Origin of the sequence: Luedemannella flava, assembly GCF_039528515.1 — a bacterium.
Lineage (GTDB): Bacteria > Actinomycetota > Actinomycetes > Mycobacteriales > Micromonosporaceae > Luedemannella > Luedemannella flava.
The window spans coordinates 1-20352 of sequence record NZ_BAAALT010000263.1 but is presented as its reverse complement, the minus strand read 5'-3'; the positions used below and the strand labels follow the sequence as shown (position 1 = coordinate 20352).

The following is a 20352-nucleotide window of genomic DNA, read 5'->3' as shown; positions in this document are numbered from 1 at the left end:
CACCGTGCGCGAGCGGGTCGGCGCCGGCGGCATCGTCGGCCTGGGCTGCGCGCTGACCGGCGCGCCGTCCGCGCTCACCTGGCACGCCGCCGGCACCCGGCTGCTGGCGCTGCCCGCGCTCGCCGTCGCCGAACACGTGCGCCCCCACGGGGAGAGCCTGTCGGTCGCGCTCGCCACGGCCGGGGAGACCGAGGCGCTGCTGGCGTCCGCGCCGTCCCTGGCCGCGCTGACGTACGAGGACCGGCTGGGGCTGGCCGCGTCGGCCCGACCGGTGAGCCTGTCGCCGGGGGATCCGGTCGTGCTCGGCGACGCCGAGACCGCCATCATCGTCGCCGCCGGCATGCTGGAGCTGCCCGGCGGCGCCACCTACGGGCGGGGCACCGTGATCGGCCCGACCGGCGAGGACGGCGTGACGGAGGTCGCGCGTGCGCGTACTCCCGCGCAGTTGCTGGTGTTGCCGGCGGTGAGCGGGCTGCCGTTGCTGCTCGGCGCGTCCGAGCACGCGCTGCGGGCCGAGGCCGAGGGCCGGGAGCCCGGCCGGGCGCCGGCGTTCGGCGTGCACCCGCCCGCCCAGTACCCGCCGATGGCGGTGCCGCCCGGTCCGCCACCGGACAATGTGGACGACGGGCGCGACCGCTGGTTCGAGAAGCGGCTGCGATGGCTTCTGTTGCTCGTACTGCTGCTGGGTCTGTTGCTGACGGGCGGCAACGTCATCGCCCCGATCGCCTGGGCCGAGATGCCCGCGGACAAGGCGCTGCTGCACGTCGAGGACGGCACCGCCACCGTCGTCCTCGACGGGCGGACACTGCGGCTGACCGAGGGCGACAAGCTGTACGTCGGCGTCGACGACGACGTGACCGTCGACGAGAAGTCGACGGTCCTGCTCACCTACCGGGGCGGGGCGTGGTCGCGGCTGTGCGCCGGCACGCACGTCGTGCTGGGCGAGTTGGTCAGCACCGGCCGTCCCCTCACCCCGTTGGCCGACCTGCGGCTCGACCGTGGCCTCGTCGTCACCGATACGCACAGCCGCGGCACCGCGTTCACGGCGCTGGCGCCGACCCAGCGGTCGCCCGCTGGCCTGGTGGAGAGCACGGGCGAGGCGTGGTTCGCCGTTTCCGCCACGGACGTCGTCGTGGCCCGGGGATCGGTGACCCGCGACGGTGCCGCCGTCCCGCGCACGGCGCGGCCCGTCGGCTGCGGCGGCGCGGACCTGGACACGCCACCGACGTCCGGACCCACGGGCACTCCCGACGTGCCGACCACCGACGTACCGACCACCGACGTACCGACCACCGGACTGCCCACGGAAAGCCCATCGGCTTCGCCGTCGGCATCCGCGACCCCCACCACGACCACCGCGCCCCCGACGACGACCGTCCGCACCACCGCACCGCCGACCACCCGGGCGCCGACCACCCGCGCGCCCCGCACGACGGCCGGCCGGACGACGGCCGCGAACACGGCGCCGTCCCTTACCGTCCGGGTGTCGCCGAGCTCTATCTACGCCGACACCTGCGACGAGTCGGCGACAGTGGCGCAGGTGGTCGCCGTCGCCGACGACGACGGCGGCGCGGGCAACCTGACGTTGACCTATGGTTGGTCGCTCCCGACAGCGCAGGAGAGCTGGTCCGGGAACATGCCCTACTCCGGCCAGGGTGACACCTTCCTCGGCTCGATCGATCCGAAGAGCAACTACAGTTTCGAGACCTTGGACGGCACCATCACCGTCACAGCCGTTGACGAGCAGGGCAGCTCGACGACGCGCACGGCGAGGTTCACCTACAAGATGTGCGTCATCATTCGCTGAAAGAGGAGAGACAGTGTTCTGCTGGTTCTGTGCCAAGGCGGCGCGGGGCGTGTGCCGGTTCTGTGGGCGTGGCACGTGCGAGGACCACGCGCGCTTCGGGCCGTACCTGTTGGTGCTGAACCGCAGTGACCGGCGGCAGCGCACCGAGGGTCTGGTCGTGGAGGACGCGCTGCAGTGCGGCACGTGCCGCCCGCGCCCCCAGCCCGTTCCGATGCCCGAACTCGACTAGGGAGAGCTCATGAGCGAGCGGCAGCGAGCGAATCATCGGCTCAGGTCAAACTCATGGCGTTGCCGGAGCGCAGCGGAGGTGACGGCATGAGCGACTTCGACCGCGTGCTCGAGCGGCTGCTCGACGATCCGGGGTTCCTGGCCGCGCTGGCCGCCGACCCGGCCGCCGCGCTGCGGGGGTACCAGCTCACCGAGGACGAGTGGGCGCTGTTGCAGTCGCAGATCGTGGCCGGCGGCGGGGGACAGGGCCCGGTGGAGACCCGCACCAGCAAGTCGGGCCTCGCCGGCATGTTCGCGCCGATCGCGGGCACGGTCGGCATGGGTGCCGCGGCCGCAGGGACGTACGGGGCCGGCAGCCTGGAGCCGCTCGCCAACGCGGCGAACGCGGGCGCGGAGGCGATGGGTCAGGCGGGCGTCGCCGGCGCGGGTGCCGAGGCGATGGGCCAGGCCGGCGCGCAGGGCGTCGAAGGGCTCGGCTACGCCGGCGGGTACGAGGGCATGGGCCAGGCCGGCAACGAGTCGATCGGCGAGGCGGGCCCTGGCGGGCCCTACGCGCCGACCGGTGGCAGCGAAGGCTTCGGTGCGGCCGGCACGTGGGAGGGCGTCGGCGACGGGTCGTCCGGCGGCGGTTCGGAGGGCTTCGGCGCGGCCAGCCGCGAGCCGGAGCGCGGCCCGGAGCTGACCGACTACCGCCCCAACATCGACGTGGACGGCGACGGCCGGTGGGATGCGTTCCACGCGTACGCGCGGCCGGGCGGCGGTGTCGAGATCACCGCGGACATCGACCGCGACGGTCAGGTCGACTTCGTGGGCTACGACGCGGACCGCGACGGACGCGTCGACCGCGCCGACTACGACACCGACCACGACGGTGTCCTGGACACCCGGATGCACGACGACGACGGCGACGGATGGCTGGACCGTTCCACAGACCTTCCACAGGGGTAGTGCGGGGCTGCTCTACCCTCGCGGTCATGACTTCGACCATTGTGGTCAATGACATCAGGAAGTACTACGGGGACGTGCACGCCGTCGACGGCGTCTCGTTCGAGGTGGAAGAGGGCGAATTCTTCGGAATTCTGGGCCCGAACGGCGCGGGCAAGACGACCACCCTGGAGGTCATCGAAGGGTTGCGGCAGGCTGATTCGGGCACTGTGTCCGTGTTCGGTCAGTCGCCGTGGCCGCGCAACACCGGGCTGCTGCCGCGCATCGGCGTGCAACTGCAGGCGTCCAGCTTCTTCGAGCGGCTCACCGCCCGCGAGCAGATCCACACCTTCGCCTCGCTGTACGGGGTGTCCGGGAAGGTGGCCGACGAGATGCTGGAGCGCGTCGGCCTGGCCGACAAGGCGGGGTCGCGGGCGGAGAAGCTCTCGGGCGGCCAGGCGCAGCGCCTGTCCATCGCATGCGCCCTCGTCCACGGGCCCGACCTGGTGTTCCTCGACGAGCCGACGTCCGGGCTCGACCCGCAGGCCCGTCGCAACCTGTGGGACCTGCTGCGCGACATCAACGAGCGTGGCCGCACGGTCGTGCTCACCACCCACTATCTCGACGAGGCCGAGCAGCTGTGCGACCGGGTGTCCATCATGGACTCCGGCCGGATCCTGGAGTCCGGCCCGCCGGCCACGCTGGTCCGGGGCCTGGACGCGCTCACCCGCATCTCGGTGGAGGCCGGCGCGCTGCCCGAGGCGCAGGCCCGCGAGCTGTTCCCGGACGCCGAGGTGAGCGCGGACGAGGTGTCGCTCACGATCGCGACCCGCGCGCCGGCGCCCGTACTCGCCGCGTTGGCTGAACGTGGCGCCCTGGCCGGGCTGTCCGTGGCCGGCGCCACCCTCGAGGACGTCTTCCTCAAGCTCACCGGACGGGAGTACCGCGCGTGACCAGTTTTGTCAGCCTCTCCAAGGCGATGGCGCGCGGCTTCGTCCGGGACCGCACCGCGGTCTTCTTCACCGTGCTGTTCCCGCTGATGTTCCTGGTGCTGTTCGGCGGCCTGTTCAAGGACCAGACGCTGCCGAAGTCGAAGGTGCTGCAGGTCGGCTCCGTCGCGGTGCTGGACCAGATCCCGGCGGACGCGCGCACCGAACTGGACGGGGTGCTGGAGGTCACCCGCTCCGACAACCGCGACGACGCCCTGGAGAAGGTGCGCAAGGGCGAGGTCGACGCGATGGTCGAGCAGTCCGGCGGCAGGGTCGTGGTGCACTTCTCGGCCGCCGACCAGGTCAAGGCCGGCACCGTGACCGGCCTGTTCAGTTCGCTCGTCAGCACCGGCAACCTGGCGGCCGCCGGGGTGGCGTCACCGGCGTTCACGCTGGAGCCCCAGCGGGTCGAGGACGAGTCGATGCAGACGATCCAGTACGTGACGCCGGGCCTGCTCGGCTGGGCCATCGCCACGGGCGCCACCTTCGGCGCCGCGCTGACGCTGGTCACCTGGCGGCACACCAAACTGCTGCGCCGCCTGCGGCTGTCGCCGGTGCACGTCGGCTCGCTGCTCGGCGCCCGGGTGGGGGTCAGCCTGGCCATCGCGCTCGTGCAGACCGCCATCTTCATCGGCGTGGCCGCCCTGCCGTACTTCGGCCTGGTGCTGTCCGGCTACTGGTGGATGTCGATCCCGCTGATCGTGGCGGGCACGCTGGCGTTCCTGTCGATCGGTCTGCTCGCCGGGTCGTTCGCCAAGACGCCCGAGGCGGCCAACGTGATCGCCAACCTGACGGTACTGCCGATGGCGTTCCTGTCGGGTTCGTTCTTCCCGCTCGACGACGCGCCCGGCTGGCTGAAGGTGGTGTCGGAGGCGCTGCCGCTCAAGCACCTGGTGGACGGCATGCGGGACGTCATGGTGCGCGGCGAGCCGCCGGGCGCGGTGCTGCCGCAGCTGGGCATCCTGGTCGCCTTCGCCGTCGTGGTGTCGGCGATCGCCGCGATGCTGTTCCGCTGGGACGACGTCTGATCCCTGGGTGCCCGCGTCGGTCGCCGGCGCGGGCACCCGCGCGTGGCTCAGAACCGGAAGCGGCAGTTGGCGACGCTCATCCGGTTCGGCACGACGATGCGCCACTGGCCGGTCCAGCTGCCGCCGTAGCTGGCGCAGATGGCCGGACACTTGGCCCGCGCGTCCTCCTCGGTCAGGACCGGCCCGGCGAGGACGTCCAGGGTGTACTCGGTGGTGCCGGCGGCCGGGCTGTCGTACTCGATCTCGACCACGCTCATCGTGTTGGGCAGGACCGTCGTCCACCGGCCCGTGAACCGGCCGACGTGCGCGGCGGCGATGGCGGGGCCCAGGCGCTGGGCCTCGGCGTTGTCCGCGAACGGCCCGGCCGGCAGGTAGACCCGGTACGTGGAGGTGGCCTTGGCGGCCGCGGCCCGGGCCGGGGCCGGGCCGATGGGCGCCGGCGCGGCCGCGGCCGGGTCGGCGAAGCCGGGCAGGTGTGAGACGACGGGCGCGCCAGCGACGCCCAGGAGGAAAACGCGACGATCCATGAGGGCATACTAAGGGTGTAATACGAACAAATAGGGTTATGCCGGCAGGGTGACGGTGACGATCAGACCGCCGCCGTCGCGCGGCGTCGCGACCACATCGCCGTCGTGCGCGCGGGCCACGGACCGCACGATGGACAGCCCCAACCCGACGCCCTTGGCGGTGACGAGGCGCTCCGCGCCCAGCCGTCGGAACGGCTCGAACAGCCCCGGAATGTCGTACGGCGGGATGACCGGCCCGCTGTTGACCACCTCCAGCACCACCCGCCCGTCCCCGCCGTGCCGGCTGGTGACCCGGGCGAACCCGCCGGCCGGCAGGTTGTGCCGGATCGCGTTCTCCACGAGGTTCTGCGCGAGCCGCTCGATGAGCACCGGGTCGCCGTGGGTGACGGCCTCGCCGGGGCTCCGGGTCAGCTCCACGCCGGCCTCCCGGGCCTCGGTGGCCGCGGTCGCGCAGACGTGGCTGACCACGTCGGCCAGGTCGACCTCGGTCCGGTCGAGCACGGGCGTGTCCGAGCGCGCGAGCAGGAGCAGCCCGTTGATGAGCCGCTCGTGCCGGGTGTTGATCTCCAGCAGGGTCTCGCCGAGCTGCTTCACGTCGGCCGAGGCGGTCCTGCGGTGCATGGCGACCTCGACCAGCGCCCGGTTGAGGGTGAGCGGCGTGCGCAGCTCGTGCGAGGCGTTCGCGACGAAGCGCCGCTGCCCCTCGAACGACCGGTCCAGCCGCTCCACCATCGTGTCGAACGTGTCCGCGAGCTCCTTCACCTCATCGGGCGGGCCGTCCAGCGCGATGCGCTCGCGCAGCCCGAGCTGCGGGTCGCGGGAGGTGGCGATGCGCCGCGCGGTCTCGGTGACGGCGTGCAGCGGCGCGAGGACCCGGCCCGCGACGAGCCAGCCGATCCCGGCCGCGGCCACGCCGACCACGAGGAGGGCGATCACGCCGGCCGGCAGGAGCATGCCCATCGTGTCGTCGCGGACGCGGGCCTGCTGCTGCTCGATGAAGGCGGGCGCCTCCTCGGCGCTGATCGTCCGACCGTCGATGGTCTTCAGGAACGGCTGCTCGTCGATGGCCAGCCCGCCCGCCGCGTTGCCCTGGATGAGCGTGTCGAGCGTCGACGCGTGCCCGAACACGGCGACCTTGCCGGGCACCCGGGCGTCGACCAGGACGTACGTGAGGCCGAGCAGGACGAGCCCGGAGGCGAGAAAGAGCCCCGCGAAGATCAGGGTCAGGCGGGTACGCAGGGACAGTCTCATGGGATGCGGTACCCCTCCCCGGGCAGGGTCTCGATGACGGGCGGGTCGCCGAGCTTGCGGCGCAGCTTGAGGACGGTGAGCCGGACGGCCGAGGTGAACGGGTCGGCGTTCTCGTCCCACACCTTCTCCAGCAGGTGCTCGGCGGGGACCACGGCGCCCTCGGCGCGCATCAGCTCGTAGAGCACGCCGAACTCCTTGCGCGACAGCAGCACGTACGTCTCGCCGCGGAACACCTGCCGGCGCGCGGGGTCGAGGGTGATGCCGGCGCGGCGCAGCACGGGCGGGGCGGCGGGCCGCGCGCGCCGGCCCAGCGCGTGCACCCGGGCGGACAGCTCGGCGAACGCGAACGGCTTGGCCAGGTAGTCGTCGGCGCCCAGGGACAGCCCGCTCACCCGGTCGCCGATCTCGGCGGCGGCGGTGAGCATGAGGACCCGGGCGTCCGTCTCGGCGGAGACCACGGCCCGGCACACGTCGTCGCCGTGCACGACCGGCAGGTCGCGGTCGAGGATCACCACGTCGTACGCGTTGACGTCGAGGCGTCGCAGCGCCGCGTCGCCGTCCAGCGCCACGTCGACGGCGTGAGCCTCGTCACGCAGCCACTCGGCGATGGCCTCGGCGAGCAGCCGCTCGTCCTCTACTACCAGTACTCGCATGGTTTGTCCTTTTTGAAAGCGCCGTGGGTGAGCGGCCCACTCCATGGTGACCGACCCCGGTGTTTCCTCGGCGTTAGCGCGGAACGAAGCGCCCGCGAAACACGCCGCCGCGAAGACTCCGTGGCCGAACGACCGGATCGGACCGGTCGCCGAACGACGGAGATTGATCATGAGAAGGCGACTACCTCCCCGGCTCGCCCTCGCCGCGGCCGCCCTGCCCCTGATCCTGGTCGCGGCGGGCTGCGCCGGTGAGAACAAGTCCCCCAAGGTCGCCAGTGTCGGCGGCACCGCGAGCGCCGCCGCGACCGTGGACCCGGAGCTGGCCGGGCTCGACGAGAAGGAGAAGGCGCTCAAGTTCGCCCAGTGCATGCGCGACAACGGCGTCCCGATGGAGGACCCGAAGTTCGGCGAGGGCGGCGAGATGACGATCGCCATCAGCGGCGAGGGGCTCGACAAGGCAACGATCGACGCCGCGCAGGAGAAGTGCAAGAAGTACGCGCCGATGGGCCCGGGCAGCGGCGGCAAGGTCGACCCCAAGATGCAGGAGAACATGCTGAAGATGGCGCAGTGCATGCGCGAGAACGGGGTGGAGAACTTCCCCGACCCGAAGGAGGGCGGCATCCAGATCGACGGCTCGATCGCCGAGGACCCCGACTTCAAGGCCGCGGACGAGAAGTGCCACAAGCTCTACGGCCCGCCCGGCGGCGGCGACCGGAAGCTCTCCACGAACGGCGGCGGCGAATGAGCGAGCAGACGCGTGGGTCGCGGCGTCGGCGTCGGCGGGGGGCCAAGGTCCTCGGCGCGTCCGCCGCGGTGGTCGCCGTGGGTGCCGCGGCAGCGGCCGCGTTCGGCCTGACCGCGGGCGGGAGTACGCCGGCGGCGACGGCGAGCGACCTGCCGCCCGCCACCGCGCAGGTCACCCGGCAGACCCTCAACGACACCGAGACCGTCGACGGTTCCCTCGGCTACGGCCCGACCACGGGGCTGGCCGGCCGCGCGAACGGCACGGTCACCTCGGTGCCGACCGTGGGTCAGGTCGTCAAGCGGGGCGGATCGCTCTACGCGGTCGACCGTTCCCCGGTCGTCCTCATGTACGGGTCCGTCCCCGCCTACCGGTCCCTCGGCATCGGGTCCGAGGGCGCGGACGTGGCGCAGCTCGAGAAGAACCTGAGCGCGCTCGGCTACGACGGGTTCACCGTCGACGACACGTACTCGTCGAGCACCGCCTCAGCGGTCCGCGAATGGCAGGAGGACCTCGGCGTCACCGAGACCGGCCGGGTCGAGCTGGGCCAGGTCGTGTTCGCCTCGGGCGCGGTGCGGGTCGACAGCGTGACCGCCACGCTGGGCCAGCCGCTGAACCCGGGCGGCGAGGTGCTCAAGTACACGGGCACCGCCCGGGTCGTCACCCTGCGGCTGTCCGTCGCCGACCAGCGGCTCGCCCGCAAGGGTACGAAGGTGCAGGTCAAGCTCCCCTCGGGCGACACCGTGGCCGGCACGGTGCAGCGCGTCTACACGGTGGTGGAGGAGGCGTCCAACCCGATGGAGGACGCCCAGACCAAGATCGAGGCCCTGGTGTCGCTGGCGGCCTCGACGTCGTTGAAGGATCTCGACGTCGCCGCCGTGTCGGTCGTGTTCACCGCCGCGCAGCACAAGGACGTGCTGACCGTCCCGATCGCGGCGCTCGTCGCGCTCGCCGAGGGCGGGTACGGCGTGGAGGTCATCGACGGCTCGTCGTCGCACTACGTGGCGGTCGAGACGGGCCTGTTCGCCAACGGGCGCGTGGAGATCACCGGCGCGGGTGTCGCCGAGGGCGCGACCGTGGGGATGCCGTCGTGATCGAGCTGACCGGGGTCACCAAGGTCTACCCGGGTGACGTGCGCGCCCTCGACGGGGTCGACCTGTTCATCGGGGCCCGGGAGCTGCTGGCCATCGTGGGGCCGTCCGGCTCGGGCAAGTCCACGATGCTGCACATCCTGGGCACCCTGGACCGGCCGACGTCGGGCAGCGTGGTCATCGACGGGTACGACGTGTCGAAGTTGTCCGACCGGCAGCTTTCCGCGCTGCGGTCGAGCCGGATCGGGTTCGTGTTCCAGCAGTTCCACCTGGCGCCGGGGGTGTCCGCACTGGACAACGTCGCCGACGGGTTGCTCTATTCGGGCGTCGGGCTGTCCGCTCGACGGTCCCGTGCCGCGTCCGCGCTGGAACGCGTCGGCCTCGGACACCGGCTGGACCACGAGCCGCACGAGCTGTCGGGCGGCGAGCGGCAGCGGGTGGCGATCGCCCGGGCGGTGGTCGGCGACCCGCCGCTGGTCCTGGCCGACGAGCCGACCGGCAACCTGGACACCGCGTCGGGCGCCGGGGTGATGGACCTGCTCCGCTCCCTGCACGCGGCCGGCACCACGGTTGTGATCATCACGCACGACCGGGAGATCGCGGCCAGCCTGCCCCGCCAGGTCCACATGCGCGACGGCCACATCGAATCACTGGTGGGGGCCTCGTGACCACCTCGGCCCTGCCCCGGCTGGTCGCGCCGCGACTGCGCCCGCGCGACATCCTGCGGGTGGGCGCGGCCGGTCTGCGCACGCGGCCGACCCGCGCGCTGCTGTCCGCCCTCGGCATCGCGATCGGCATCGCCGCGATGATCTCGGTGGTCGGCATCTCGTCGTCGTCGCGGGCCGACCTGGACCGCACCCTCGACGCGCTGGGCACCAACCTGCTCACCGTGTCGCCGGGCCGCACGATGTTCGGCGAGGACGCGTACCTGCCCGACGACGCCGAGGCGATGATCGCCCGGATCGGGCCGGTCCGGTCCACGTCGGCGGTCGGCGCGGTGGACGACGTGAAGATCTACCGCTCCGACCAGATCCCCCGGGCGCAGTCCGGCGGCCTGTCCGCGTACGCGGCCCGGACGGGCCTGCTGTCCACCGTGGGCGCCACGGTCCGCAGCGGCACGTGGCTCAACGAGGCCACCGGGAAGTACCCGGCGGTCGTGCTCGGCGCGGACGCCGCGTCCCGCCTCGGCATCGGCCGGGCGGGGCCGGAGATCCGCATCCTCATGGGCCGGGACTGGTTCACGGTCGTCGGGATCCTCGACCCGGTCGCCCTGGCGCCCGAGCTGGACTCGGCCGCGCTGGTCGGCTGGCCGGTCGCGCAGGAGCGGTTCGCCTTCGACGGCCACCCCACGAAGGTCTACACCCGCTCCGACCCGGCCGAGGTGGAGAACGTACGGGCGGTCCTGGGCGCGACGGCGAACCCGCAGGCGCCCAACGAGGTCGAGGTGTCGCGCCCGTCCGACGCGCTGGAGGCGCAGCGGGCCGCGAACACCGCGTTCACCGGCCTGCTCCTGGGCCTGGGCGCCGTGGCCCTGCTGGTCGGCGGCGTCGGCGTAGCGAACACGATGGTGATCTCGGTCCTGGAACGTCGCGCCGAGATCGGGCTGCGCCGCTCCCTGGGCGCCACCCGCGGCCAGATCCGCACCCAGTTCCTCGCCGAGTCACTGCTGCTCTCGGCGATGGGCGGCCTGGGCGGCGCGCTGCTGGGGGTGGTGGTCACCTTCAGCTACGCGACCTACCAGGGCTGGCCGACCGTGGTGCCGCCCTGGGCGACGGCCGGCGGCCTGGGCGCGACCATCCTGATCGGCGGCCTGGCAGGCCTCTACCCGGCCATCCGCGCCGCCCGCCTCTCCCCGACGGAGGCTCTCGCCGCTCCGTAGGTCACCCCGGGGTGTGGCGATTTCGGGTCGCTATACGGTCCAAAATCGCCACACCCTGCTGGGTGACTGATCTACTCGACGGCGATCACGTCGATGTGGTGGCCCACATACCGCTTCGGCTCGGCGGTGATGATGGGACGCCCGGTGGGCCACTCCGGGTCGGGGCGGCACACCGCGATGGCGTGCCCGAACTCCCACGGTGTCTGTTGCGCGAGAAGCAGGCCGACGGCCAGAGCGTGGGTCGGGCCCATCCCGACGACCTCAATCGCCGGCAGGGCCAGCACGTGCTCCCCGATCAGCGGCCGTTCGGCGACCGCTGCCACCAGGCAGAGGGCCGGGACGTACACGTGCCTGTCGGGCACGCTGTGCAGCGGTGCGGCAACCAGGCCCGAGAGGAGTCGATGCCCACGTCCGAGCAGAGACAGCGCCGTGTGGTCGAAGACCACGCCGGCCGCCGGTGAGGTCACGCGGCGCTCTTCCGGCCGTCCGTTGAATAGAGATCGGCGACGGTGGGCACCCTGCCCGACTCAACGGCGGCCCAGAATGCCTCGCCGGCCGCCAGATCCTCGTGCGACAGGGCGGGGTTCACGTGCTCCCGCACGTACGCGGTCGCAGCCTCGGCGCGTGCCGCGAGCTCGGCCTCGGTGGGCGTCTTTTCGGCCAGCTCGGCCACCAGGTCGCGGATCGTGGTGCCGCGCTGCCGGGCAAGCTCGCCGAGCCGGTCCCGCACCGTGCTGTCAACCTTGATCGTGGTGTCCATGGGCGGAGTATACCGTTGGAATACCGCCCTTGGATGGCGGGCGACGGCGCGCCCGCCACGGTCCAGGGCCCGAGGTGGCTGGCACTGGCCGACCGGGCCGTGGTTCTGGTCCGATCGGGTGTCGTCAGGTGCTTGCCGTGTCAGGAAAGTCGGGTGAGGCTGGTTGACCATGTACAAAGAGGCTCGCATCCCCCTGGTCTGCACCTACGACAGCGACGCCGACGCGGCGTACATTTACCTCGACTTCCCCGTCGCCCCCGGCGGCTCGGCGCGCATGGTGACGTTCGAGGATGCCGACGGCATGTTCAACCTCGACCTCGACAGCGACAACCGGGTCATCGGCCTGGAGATCCTCGGCGGCAGTCGGCTACCCGCGGCGTTGCTGCAGGCCATCTTCGACAACGGCGACGAGCGGATCCGGCCCGACTAGTCGGGCTCGCCCGGGTACGCCTGCGTCTCCGTCGCCTTGACGGCCGCCCAGACCTGCGCACCGAGCGTCAACGACAGCGCGGCGGCGCCCGCCGTGGTGACGTCGGCGGCCATCGGCACGTCCCCGTCGAGCCGTACGCGCACGTTGTCGCCGTGCCGTTCCAGGCCGGTCACGGTCGCCGGCCAGAGGTTGCGGGGGCTGCCGTCCGGACGCGTGCGGTGCAGGGCGACGGACGACGGCGCGAACGCCACGAACGCCGGCCCGTCGATCGAGTCGGCGCACGTCACGGTCGCGCCGTTGGGCAGCGTGACGACGTGGCCGGCGCCGACGCCCCGGTACAGGTTCAGCCCCACGAGGCGCGCGATGTAGTCGGTGCGCGGGAACCGCGTGATCTCCACAGGGGTGCCCGTCTGGGTCACCTGACCGGCCTCCAGGACCACGATCCGGTCGGCGAGCACCATGGCGTCGAGCGGATCGTGGGTGACCACGACGGTCGCCCGCTCCGGGGACGCGAGATGGTGCCGCAGGGACGCGCGCACCTCCTGCCGGGTGGCCGCGTCCAACGCGGCGAGCGGCTCGTCCAGCAGCAGCAACCGGGGATGCGGCGCCAACGCCCGCGCCAACGCGACCCGCTGCGCCTGCCCGCCCGACAACCGCCCCGGCCGCCGCACAGCGAACGATCCCAGCCCGAACCGATCAAGCCAGGACGCCGCCGCGACCCGGGCGTCGCGCGCCGCCACGCCGCGCGTCCGCAGCCCGAACGCCACGTTCTCCAGCGCGGACAGGTGCGGGAACAGCAGGTAGTCCTGGAAGACGACGCCCACCGACCGCGACCGGGCCGGCACGAACACGTCCGACGCCGGCACGTCCCACGCCACACCGTCCACAGTGATCACACCGGTGTCCAGCGACAGCAGCCCCGCCAGCGCCCGCAGGGCGGTGCTCTTGCCGGCGCCGTTCGGCCCCAGCAACGCCACCACCTCGCCCGCCGCCACGTCCAGGTCCGCGGACAGCGAAAACGCTCCCCGGCGTACCCCCAGGGAAGCGGACAGCAGGGTCATAGCGCGCCCACCCACCGCTCCCGCAGCAGGGCGAGGATCGCCACGCACACCACCAGCAGCACCAACGACAGCACGATCGCGGCCGACGGGTCGGTCTCCAGCGCAAGGTAGACGGCGAGCGGCATCGTCTGCGTGCGCCCCGGGAAGTTGCCCGCGAACGTGATCGTCGCGCCGAACTCGCCCAACGCCCGCGCCCAGCACAGCACCGAACCGGCGGCCACACCCGGCGCGACCAGCGGCAACGTCACCCTCCGGAACGTCATCCAGCCGCCCGCGCCCAATGTCGCGGCGGCCTCCTCGTAGCGGGTGTCCGCCGCGCGCAGCGCCCCCTCGACGCTGATCACGAGGAACGGCATCGCCACGAACGCCTCCGCGACGATCACGCCGGTCGTGGTGAACGGCAGGGAGTATCCGGTCGCCTCATAGAGCCACGCGCCGACCAGGCCGCGACGGCCGAGCGCCAGGAACAGCGCCACGCCGCCGACGACCGGCGGCAGCACCAGTGGCACGGTCACCAGCGCGCGCACGACCCGCCGCCCCCGGAACGGCACCCGCGCCAGCACCCAGGCCAGCGGCACCCCCAACACCAGGCACACGACCGTCGCCACGGTGGCGGTGAACAACGACAACCTCAGCGCCGCGATCACCGCCGGGTCCGCGAGCCGTTCCCCGAGCGAACCCCACGGGGTACGGGCAATGAGCCCGACCAGCGGGAGTACCAGGAACGCCAGCCCCACCAACGCGGGGACCAACAGGACGACGGGCGCGCGCGTGCGCACCGGTCGCCGGCGTTGGACTTCTGTCATGGCAGGCGCAAGCCGACCGAGCTGAGCTGGTCCTGGCCGGCCGGGGTGTGCAGGAAGTCGACGAACGCGGCCGCCGTGACCGGGTTGGCGGACTTCGCCACGGTGGCGGCCTGACACTCGCTCACCGCGCTCGACGACTCGGAGAACTCGACGGTCGACACGTCGTCGCCGGCCGCCCGGGTGTCGGTGCGGTAGACGAGCGCCGCGTCGGCCGCGCCGGACGTCACCTTCTTCAGCGCGGCGGCCACGTCGGGCACCCGGGTCACCTTCGGCACCCCGACGTTGGCGGACGCGAACACGGCGGTCGCGGCCGAGCCGCAGGGCTCGGTGGCCGCGCAGATCACCACCCGTACGCCGGCGCGGGTCAGGTCGGCCAGCCCGCCGATCTTCCTGGGGTTGCCGGGCGCCACCGCGATGACGAGCTGCGTACGCGCGAACGGCAGCGGCGGCGCGACGATCGCCGCCCCGGCGGCCGTCATGGTCGCCGCGTCCGCGGTGACCAGCACGTCGGCCGCCTCGCCCTGGGCGACCCGGGCGGCGAGCGCGGCACTGGACCCCACGGTCACCGTGACCTTCGTGCCCGGGTGCGCGGCCTGGAACTGCTTCGCCACCCGCCCCAACGCCTGCTTGAACGTAGCGTCGGCCAGCACAGTGATATCCCCGCTCGGCACCGCGCCCGCCCCGCGCGGCTTCCCGCCACCCTCGCGACTACCCGAACACCCCGCCACCCCGACAACGAGCGCGACAACCAACACTCCGACCAGGGCCCGCCAGGAACCCCGCCTACCCGCCCGCCCCGCCACCCGCGTCCGTGCGTCCGGGCGACGGCCCCGCCGCTCGCCGCGTCCGCCATGTCTGCCGGGTCCCACGCGATCTTGGGACGAAATGGTTGCTCCGGCAGCACTTTCGTCCCAAGATCGCGTGGGACCCGGGGCGCTGGCCGCCAAATGTGCACTCTTGGCGAGTGCGTGCCTGCCCAGGCTCGCCAGATGTGCACAGTCGGCGGGTGTGGCGCACTCCTCCCCCGCCAGATGTGCACTGTTGGTGGGTGTGGCGCACTGCTGCCTCGCCAGATGTGCGCTTTTGGCGGGCATGAGGGCCTCCTGCCTCGCTGAATGTGCACACATGGTCTTCGTGTCCGGCCCCGCCGGAATCGCGTCGGTGTCGGGCCCGCTCCCCGCCGTGGGGTCGCCTCTGGTGAGGGAGAGCGGTGGGTGGGGGGTCATGGGCGGTCGGTTTCGATGATGACGTTGGTGGACTTGACCACGCCTACGGCCAGGTCGCCGACCTTGAGGTCCAGGTCGTCGACGGCCTCGCGGCTCATCAGGGAGACGATCCGGAACGGGCCGGCCTGGATCTCGACCTGGGCCATCACGCCGTCGCGGGCCACGGCCGTCACGATCCCGGACATCCGGTTGCGGGCCGACGACCAGCCCGACTCGGGCGTCTCGGACGAGGAGAGCGACCGGGCGAAAGCCGCCAGCGCGGCGCCGTCGATGGTGCGGTGGCCGTGTGCGTCGCGGTCGGCGGTGAGCCGGCCGGCGTCGACCCAGCGGCGGATCGTGTCGGGGCTGACGCGCAGCAGTTCGGCCGCCTCGCCGATCCGGTAGATGGGCATGGCGCGCACTCTACCTCGGCGAATACAAGGCGGACAGCGGTGCGGACCTGGCATCTGCGGTTCATATGATCGGCCGGTCCCGGCGGGACCCGGGATCGGCCAGGATAGGGAGATGGGTACGCCGGGCGACATCAGAGATCTTGCCCGGCCGCAGCCGCGATCGCACCTGCTCGACGCCGCGATGCAGCTGATCAACCCGTTCCTTGACGAGCCCGACAAACGGGTCATCATCGGGATAACCGGGCCGCCCGCTGCCGGCAAGTCGACGCTGAGCGTCGCGCTCGCCGCCACGTACGAGCGGGTTCTGGGCGAGCACCGCGCGGTGGCCGTACCCATGGATGGGTTTCACCTGTCGAACGCGGAGCTGGACCGGCTCGGGTTGGCGGACCGCAAGGGGGCGCCGGAGACGTTCGACGCCGCCGGGTTCGTGCACCTGCTGCGTCGGATCAGGGACGAAAGGGACGGCGTCGTCTACGCGCCCAGCTTCAACCGGGCCCTGAACGAGTCGATCGGCAACGACATCCCGGTGCTGCCGCAGGCGCGCCTGATCGTGGTCGAGGGCAACTACCTGCTGCTCCGGGACGGTGCCTGGGCGGGCGTGCGACCGCTGCTGGACCGGGTGCTCTACATCGACGCGCCGCAGCCGTCCCGGATCGGGTCGCTGCTGCGCCGGCAGCGGGCGCGCGGGCTGGCCGAGGCCGACGCGCGGGACTGGGTGTTCCGCAGCGACGAGGCCAACGCCCGCGTCATCGCCGCCACCCGCCCGCTCGCCGACGCGGTCCTCACCCGCCCGGGCTGACGCCCGGACCGGGCCGCCCGGACCGCGCCGCCCGGGCTGACGCCCGGACCGGACCGCCCGGGAGTCAGCTGACCAGCGGGTCGGCCGGCTGCCGCTGCTTGGGCGGCGCGACGAGGCGGTAGCCGACGCCCCGCACCGTCAGGATCGTGGACGGGTTGTGCTGGTCGTCGCCGAGGCGCTGACGCAGCCGCTGGATGTGCACGGTGATGGTGTTCGAGCCGGGGATGCCGCCCCACACCGCCTCGCGGATCTGCGCGCGGGTCACCACCCGGTCGGCGTGCTGCATGAGCAGCTGCAGCAGGCGCAGCTCGCGCAGCGGCAGGCGGACCGGCTCGCCGTGCAGGTGGACCTGCAGCGTGGACGGGTCCAGCCGCAGGCCGCCGTGCTCCAGCACCGGGCCGGCCGCCGGCACGGTGTCCGGCCGGATCGCCCGCAGGATGGGCAGCAGCTCGCGCATCCGGTACGGGTACGCCACGCAGGCGGTCGCCCCTGCGGCCAGCGCCGCCACGGCCGCCGGGCCGTCGCCGTCGCCGACCCCCAGCACCACGGGGATGCCGGTGCGCGCCGTGATGGTGCGCGCGAGGCCCGGACCGTCGATGCTGGGCAGCCGGACGGCGGCGAGCACCGCGTCGGGATGCTCGCTGCCCGCCATGATCAGCGCGTCGGCACCGTCGGCGCACACGAGCGTGTGCACCTCGTGGTTGGCGAGCTCGTCGGCGAGCTGCTGGGCGTGCGCGGTGTCCGGCTCGGCGATGAGCAGGACGAAAGTGTCGGAGTCCACAGGTGGCCTAGCCGAATCGACCCGTGATGTAGTCCTCGGTGCGCTTCTCCGTGGGGTTGGTGAAGATCTTCGAGGTCACGTCGTACTCGATGAGGCGGCCGGGGTCGCCGGTCCGCTCGATCGAGAAGAACGCCGTCCTGTCCGAGACGCGGGCGGCCTGCTGCATGTTGTGCGTCACGATGATGATCGTGTAGTCGTTCTTGAGCTCCACGATCAGGTCCTCGATGGCGAGGGTGGAGATCGGGTCGAGCGCCGAGCAGGGCTCGTCCATGAGGACGACCTGCGGCTCGACCGCGATGGTCCGGGCGATGCAGAGCCGCTGCTGCTGGCCGCCGGACAGGCCCGCGCCGGGCCGGTTCAGCCGGTTGCGGACCTCCTCCCAGAGGTTCGCGCGTTTGAGCGCCTTCTCGCACGCGTCGTCGAGGTGCGACTTCTTGCGGACGCCGTTGAGCCGCAGGCCGGCCACCACGTTGTCGTAGATGCTCATGGTGGGGAACGGGTTCGGCCGCTGGAACACCATGCCGATCGTGCGCCGCACCGCGGTGACGTCGACGTCCCGCTGGTAGATGTCCTGGTCGTCGATGGTGAGCCTGCCCTGGACGTACGCCCCGGGGATCACCTCGTGCATCCGGTTCACCGAGCGGAGGAACGTCGACTTGCCGCAGCCGGACGGGCCGATGAGGGCGGCGACGGAGCGCGGCTGCACCGTCAGCGACACGTCCTCGATCGCCTTGAACGAGCCGTAGTACGCCGTGACGTTGTGGGCTTCGATGCGCTTGGCCATGACCGTCTCTCTATCGCGCGAACTTGTTGCGGCGGGCGAGCAGCTTCGCCGCGATGGTCAGGGTGAGTACGAGACCGACCAGGGTGAGCGCCGCCGCCCACGCGCGCGGCGGGCCGTACTTCGAGGCGAGCGCCGCCTGGTCGTAGATGTAGATGGCGAGCGAGGACTGGTTGCCCTCGAACGGGTTCATGTTGATCGACGCGCTGTTGCCGGCGACGAGGAGCACGGGCGCCGTCTCGCCGGCCGCGCGGGCGACCGCGAGCATGACGCCGGTGACGATGCCGGGCAGCGCGGTCGGCAGCACGATCCGCATGATGGTCTTCCATTTCGGTACGCCCAGGGCGTACGCGCCCTCGCGCAGCGCCGCCGGCACGAGACGGATCATCTCCTCGCAGGAGCGGGTCACGGTCGGCAGCATGAGGACGCTCAGCGCGAGCGCCGCCGCGATGCCCGAGTACCCCGCCCGGCCGTCGTTGAACACCGGCGTCACGATGAGCACCCAGAACGCCAGCATGAACAGGCCGGCGACGATCGACGGGATGCCCGTCATCACGTCGACGAAGAAGCGGATCGCGGTGGCGAGCCTGCCCCGGCCGTACTCGACGATGTAGATCGCGCCGGCGATGCCGAGCGGCACCGTGATCAGGGTGGCGATGCCGACCTGCTGCAGGGTGCCGATGATCGCGTGGTACGCCCCACCGCCCTCGTCGAAGGCCGTGATGCCGTTCATCGAGTGGGTGAAGAACTCGCCGTCGAGCCGCGCGAGGCCCTTGGTGACCACGGTCGCCGCGACCGACACCAGCGGCAGCAGCGCCAGCGTCAGCGCCGCGTAGATCAGCGAGGTGGCGATCCGGTTGCGCGCCGCCCGGGAACCCTCGACGACCGTGGCGAGCGCGAGGAGCCCGACCAGGAACAGCAGCACAGCGCCGACGCCCGTGAGGATCAGGCCGCCGCCGAACGCCTCCAGCGAGTAGAACAGGAGGTACGCGACGGCGGCGGCGCCCACGGCCACCGCGACCGGCGCCCAGCTCGGCAGCCGCCGGGCCTTCAGGTCAACGCCCGGGTTGATCGTGGTCATGCCGTCACCTCCGCTGCGCTCCGGCGCCGCCATGACGTGACACCGAGCTGATGATTCGCTCGCTGACGCTCGCTCATGCCGCACTCCCCAGGAACTCGCGGCGGCGGTGGACGATGAGCCGCGCGGTCATGTTGACCACCAGCGTGATGGCGAACAGGACGAGACCGGAGGCGATGAGCGCACCCCGGCCGACGTCGTTGGCCTCACCGAACTGGTTGGCGATGTTCGCCGCGACGGAGTTGCCGCCCACCTTGATCAGGTCGAACGAGATGACGAACGAGGCACCCAGGGTCATCGCGAGCGCGATGGTCTCGCCGAGCGCGCGGCCGAGGCCGAGGATGACGGCCGCGATGATGCCGGGCCGGCCGTAGGGGATGACCGCGGTGCGGATCACCTCCCACTTGGTGGCGCCCAGGGCGTACGCGGCCTCTTCGTTCATCTGCGGGGTCTGCAGGAAGACCTCGCGGGAGAGCGAGGTGATGATCGGCAGCACCATGATGGCGAGCACGAGCCCGCCCAGCAGGATCGACTTGCCGTACGGGCCGTCGCTGCCGAAGATCGGGATCCACCCGAAGTACTGGTGCAGCCAGGCGGACAGGCTCTTCACGGGCTCGACCAGGTACTCCCGGCCCCAGAGGCCGAACACGATGCTGGGCACCGCCGCGAGCAGGTCGATCATGAAGCCGAGCGCGGTGGCCAGGCGCCTGGGCGCGTAGTGCGACAGGCACAGCGCGATCCCCAGCGCCACCGGCACGGCGAGCGCCAGGGCCAGCCCGGAGCTGAGGATGGTGCCGACCGCGAGCGCGCCGATGCCGAACTTCGGCTCGGTGCTGTTGGGTGTCCAGCCGGCGTACGTGAAGAAGTTCTCGGTGTTGGCGCGCAGCGCCGGGATCGCCTTGGCGATCAGGAAGACCGCGATGGCCACGATGATGACCAGCACCATCGTGCCGGCCAGGGTGCTGGCGCTGCGGAACATCGTCTCAGCGCCGAAGCGCCGCCGGGTCGGCAGGCGCTCGCTCTCCTCGGGCGGCGGGATCCGGCCGCCCCGACCGCGCGGCGGGACCGGCCCGCGGCCGGCCCGGCCGTCGGGGTGGTGCGTCGCCGGCGGCTCCGCCG

23 protein-coding genes and 1 pseudogene are annotated in these 20352 nt (G+C 72.3%); 11 read left to right on the top strand and 13 right to left on the bottom strand.

What is annotated here, in order from left to right; translation table 11 throughout:
- The 5 genes and pseudogenes from ABD211_RS29575 to ABD211_RS29555 form a co-directional block, all read left to right on the top strand.
- Positions 1-1807, top strand: a pseudogene (locus tag ABD211_RS29575) (hypothetical protein); the annotation flags it as partial.
- A gap of 13 nt (positions 1808-1820) precedes the next feature.
- A complete protein-coding gene (locus ABD211_RS29570; RefSeq protein WP_344138922.1) occupies positions 1821-2036 on the top strand; it encodes a hypothetical protein in 216 nt (71 codons plus the stop codon).
- An 86-nt stretch (positions 2037-2122) separates the two neighbouring features.
- Complete coding sequence (locus tag ABD211_RS29565; RefSeq protein ID WP_344138920.1) at positions 2123-2983, top strand: Os1348 family NHLP clan protein; 861 nt, start codon at positions 2123-2125, stop codon at positions 2981-2983.
- Between the two features lie 26 nt (positions 2984-3009).
- Positions 3010-3912 (top strand): ABC transporter ATP-binding protein, encoded by a 903-nt coding sequence (locus tag ABD211_RS29560; RefSeq protein WP_344138918.1) that lies wholly within the window; start codon positions 3010-3012, stop codon positions 3910-3912.
- Complete coding sequence (locus ABD211_RS29555; RefSeq protein WP_344138916.1) at positions 3909-4976, top strand: ABC transporter permease; 1068 nt, start codon at positions 3909-3911, stop codon at positions 4974-4976. The genes ABD211_RS29560 and ABD211_RS29555 overlap by 4 nt, the downstream gene beginning before the upstream one ends.
- Positions 4977-5023: 47 nt before the next feature.
- Here ABD211_RS29555 and ABD211_RS29550 read toward each other — a convergent pair whose 3' ends face one another.
- Genes ABD211_RS29550 through ABD211_RS29540 form a run of 3 tightly spaced genes read right to left on the bottom strand, consistent with a single transcriptional unit; the run spans position 5024 to position 7407 of the window.
- Positions 5024-5503, bottom strand: coding sequence for a mannan-binding lectin (locus tag ABD211_RS29550; RefSeq protein ID WP_344138914.1), 480 nt, complete (start codon positions 5501-5503; stop codon positions 5024-5026).
- 36 nt (positions 5504-5539) lie between these two features.
- Positions 5540-6754 (bottom strand): sensor histidine kinase, encoded by a 1215-nt coding sequence (locus tag ABD211_RS29545; RefSeq protein WP_344138912.1) that lies wholly within the window; start codon positions 6752-6754, stop codon positions 5540-5542.
- Positions 6751-7407 carry a response regulator transcription factor gene (locus tag ABD211_RS29540; protein ID WP_344138910.1) on the bottom strand — a complete coding sequence of 219 codons (657 nt, stop codon included), beginning with the start codon at positions 7405-7407 and terminating at the stop codon, positions 6751-6753. The genes ABD211_RS29545 and ABD211_RS29540 overlap by 4 nt, the downstream gene beginning before the upstream one ends.
- A gap of 169 nt (positions 7408-7576) precedes the next feature.
- Between ABD211_RS29540 and ABD211_RS29535 the strand changes: the two genes are divergently transcribed.
- The 4 genes from ABD211_RS29535 to ABD211_RS29520 are packed head-to-tail and all read left to right on the top strand — an operon-like array spanning position 7577 to position 11119.
- A complete protein-coding gene (locus ABD211_RS29535; protein ID WP_344138908.1) occupies positions 7577-8152 on the top strand; it encodes a hypothetical protein in 576 nt (191 codons plus the stop codon).
- On the top strand, positions 8149-9243 hold the full coding sequence (locus ABD211_RS29530) for a peptidoglycan-binding protein (protein WP_344138906.1): 1095 nt from the start codon (positions 8149-8151) through the stop codon (positions 9241-9243). The genes ABD211_RS29535 and ABD211_RS29530 overlap by 4 nt, the downstream gene beginning before the upstream one ends.
- Entirely contained in the window at positions 9240-9908 is a 669-nt protein-coding gene (locus ABD211_RS29525) for an ABC transporter ATP-binding protein (RefSeq protein ID WP_344138904.1), read from the top strand. Before ABD211_RS29530 ends, ABD211_RS29525 begins: the two co-directional genes overlap by 4 nt.
- Positions 9905-11119: an ABC transporter permease gene (locus tag ABD211_RS29520; RefSeq protein ID WP_344138902.1), complete on the top strand. Its 1215-nt coding sequence runs from the start codon at positions 9905-9907 to the stop codon at positions 11117-11119. The genes ABD211_RS29525 and ABD211_RS29520 overlap by 4 nt, the downstream gene beginning before the upstream one ends.
- Positions 11120-11190: 71 nt before the next feature.
- Here the strand turns inward: ABD211_RS29520 and ABD211_RS29515 are convergent, their stop codons facing one another.
- Both ABD211_RS29515 and ABD211_RS29510 read right to left on the bottom strand, forming a co-directional pair.
- A complete protein-coding gene (locus ABD211_RS29515) occupies positions 11191-11586 on the bottom strand; it encodes a PIN domain-containing protein (RefSeq protein WP_344138900.1) in 396 nt (131 codons plus the stop codon).
- Positions 11583-11879: a hypothetical protein gene (locus ABD211_RS29510; protein ID WP_344138898.1), complete on the bottom strand. Its 297-nt coding sequence runs from the start codon at positions 11877-11879 to the stop codon at positions 11583-11585. Before ABD211_RS29510 ends, ABD211_RS29515 begins: the two co-directional genes overlap by 4 nt.
- A 169-nt stretch (positions 11880-12048) precedes the next feature.
- Between ABD211_RS29510 and ABD211_RS29505 the strand changes: the two genes are divergently transcribed.
- On the top strand, positions 12049-12309 hold the full coding sequence (locus tag ABD211_RS29505; RefSeq protein WP_344138896.1) for a DUF2283 domain-containing protein: 261 nt from the start codon (positions 12049-12051) through the stop codon (positions 12307-12309).
- Here ABD211_RS29505 and ABD211_RS29500 read toward each other — a convergent pair.
- The 4 genes from ABD211_RS29500 to ABD211_RS29485 form a co-directional block, all read right to left on the bottom strand.
- Positions 12306-13370, bottom strand: coding sequence for a sulfate/molybdate ABC transporter ATP-binding protein (locus ABD211_RS29500; protein WP_344138894.1), 1065 nt, complete (start codon positions 13368-13370; stop codon positions 12306-12308). The genes ABD211_RS29505 and ABD211_RS29500 overlap by 4 nt on opposite strands.
- Entirely contained in the window at positions 13367-14176 is an 810-nt protein-coding gene (locus tag ABD211_RS29495) for an ABC transporter permease (protein ID WP_344138891.1), read from the bottom strand. Before ABD211_RS29495 ends, ABD211_RS29500 begins: the two co-directional genes overlap by 4 nt.
- A complete protein-coding gene (gene modA / locus ABD211_RS29490; protein ID WP_344138889.1) occupies positions 14173-15270 on the bottom strand; it encodes a molybdate ABC transporter substrate-binding protein in 1098 nt (365 codons plus the stop codon). The genes ABD211_RS29495 and modA overlap by 4 nt, the downstream gene beginning before the upstream one ends.
- A 128-nt stretch (positions 15271-15398) precedes the next feature.
- The gene (locus ABD211_RS29485; RefSeq protein WP_344138887.1) at positions 15399-15794 is read right to left on the bottom strand and encodes a TOBE domain-containing protein; all 396 of its coding nucleotides are present in this window, start codon (positions 15792-15794) and stop codon (positions 15399-15401) included.
- 112 nt (positions 15795-15906) lie between these two features.
- Between ABD211_RS29485 and ABD211_RS29480 the strand changes: the two genes are divergently transcribed.
- Positions 15907-16593 (top strand): nucleoside/nucleotide kinase family protein, encoded by a 687-nt coding sequence (locus ABD211_RS29480; protein WP_344138885.1) that lies wholly within the window; start codon positions 15907-15909, stop codon positions 16591-16593.
- Positions 16594-16657: 64 nt separating this feature from the next.
- Here the strand turns inward: ABD211_RS29480 and ABD211_RS29475 are convergent, their stop codons facing one another.
- The 4 genes from ABD211_RS29475 to pstC form a co-directional block, all read right to left on the bottom strand.
- Complete coding sequence (locus tag ABD211_RS29475; protein ID WP_344138883.1) at positions 16658-17374, bottom strand: response regulator transcription factor; 717 nt, start codon at positions 17372-17374, stop codon at positions 16658-16660.
- Positions 17375-17381: 7 nt separating this feature from the next.
- On the bottom strand, positions 17382-18158 hold the full coding sequence (gene pstB / locus ABD211_RS29470; RefSeq protein WP_344138881.1) for a phosphate ABC transporter ATP-binding protein PstB: 777 nt from the start codon (positions 18156-18158) through the stop codon (positions 17382-17384).
- A 10-nt stretch (positions 18159-18168) separates the two neighbouring features.
- Complete coding sequence (pstA, locus tag ABD211_RS29465; protein WP_344138879.1) at positions 18169-19236, bottom strand: phosphate ABC transporter permease PstA; 1068 nt, start codon at positions 19234-19236, stop codon at positions 18169-18171.
- Between the two features lie 73 nt (positions 19237-19309).
- Positions 19310-20352: phosphate ABC transporter permease subunit PstC (gene pstC / locus ABD211_RS29460; protein ID WP_425560558.1), on the bottom strand; the 1043-nt coding region annotated here is incomplete at its 5' end.

Bases quoted from the DNA above. Each gene is read 5' to 3' on its own strand.
- ABD211_RS29565 (WP_344138920.1), top strand. From the start codon at position 2,123: ATGAGCGACTTCGACCGCGTGCTCGAGCGGCTGCTCGACGATCCGGGG.
- ABD211_RS29560 (WP_344138918.1), top strand. From the start codon at position 3,010: ATGACTTCGACCATTGTGGTCAATGACATCAGGAAGTACTACGGGGAC.
- ABD211_RS29550 (WP_344138914.1), bottom strand. From the start codon at position 5,503: ATGGATCGTCGCGTTTTCCTCCTGGGCGTCGCTGGCGCGCCCGTCGTC.
- ABD211_RS29545 (WP_344138912.1), bottom strand. From the start codon at position 6,754: ATGAGACTGTCCCTGCGTACCCGCCTGACCCTGATCTTCGCGGGGCTC.
- ABD211_RS29540 (WP_344138910.1), bottom strand. From the start codon at position 7,407: ATGCGAGTACTGGTAGTAGAGGACGAGCGGCTGCTCGCCGAGGCCATC.
- ABD211_RS29535 (WP_344138908.1), top strand. From the start codon at position 7,577: ATGAGAAGGCGACTACCTCCCCGGCTCGCCCTCGCCGCGGCCGCCCTG.
- ABD211_RS29530 (WP_344138906.1), top strand. From the start codon at position 8,149: ATGAGCGAGCAGACGCGTGGGTCGCGGCGTCGGCGTCGGCGGGGGGCC.
- ABD211_RS29510 (WP_344138898.1), bottom strand. From the start codon at position 11,879: ATGGACACCACGATCAAGGTTGACAGCACGGTGCGGGACCGGCTCGGC.
- ABD211_RS29505 (WP_344138896.1), top strand. From the start codon at position 12,049: ATGTACAAAGAGGCTCGCATCCCCCTGGTCTGCACCTACGACAGCGAC.
- ABD211_RS29500 (WP_344138894.1), bottom strand. From the start codon at position 13,370: ATGACCCTGCTGTCCGCTTCCCTGGGGGTACGCCGGGGAGCGTTTTCG.
- ABD211_RS29495 (WP_344138891.1), bottom strand. From the start codon at position 14,176: ATGACAGAAGTCCAACGCCGGCGACCGGTGCGCACGCGCGCGCCCGTC.
- modA (WP_344138889.1), bottom strand. From the start codon at position 15,270: ATGCCCGCCAAAAGCGCACATCTGGCGAGGCAGCAGTGCGCCACACCC.
- ABD211_RS29485 (WP_344138887.1), bottom strand. From the start codon at position 15,794: ATGCCCATCTACCGGATCGGCGAGGCGGCCGAACTGCTGCGCGTCAGC.
- ABD211_RS29480 (WP_344138885.1), top strand. From the start codon at position 15,907: ATGGGTACGCCGGGCGACATCAGAGATCTTGCCCGGCCGCAGCCGCGA.
- pstB (WP_344138881.1), bottom strand. From the start codon at position 18,158: ATGGCCAAGCGCATCGAAGCCCACAACGTCACGGCGTACTACGGCTCG.
- pstA (WP_344138879.1), bottom strand. From the start codon at position 19,236: ATGACCACGATCAACCCGGGCGTTGACCTGAAGGCCCGGCGGCTGCCG.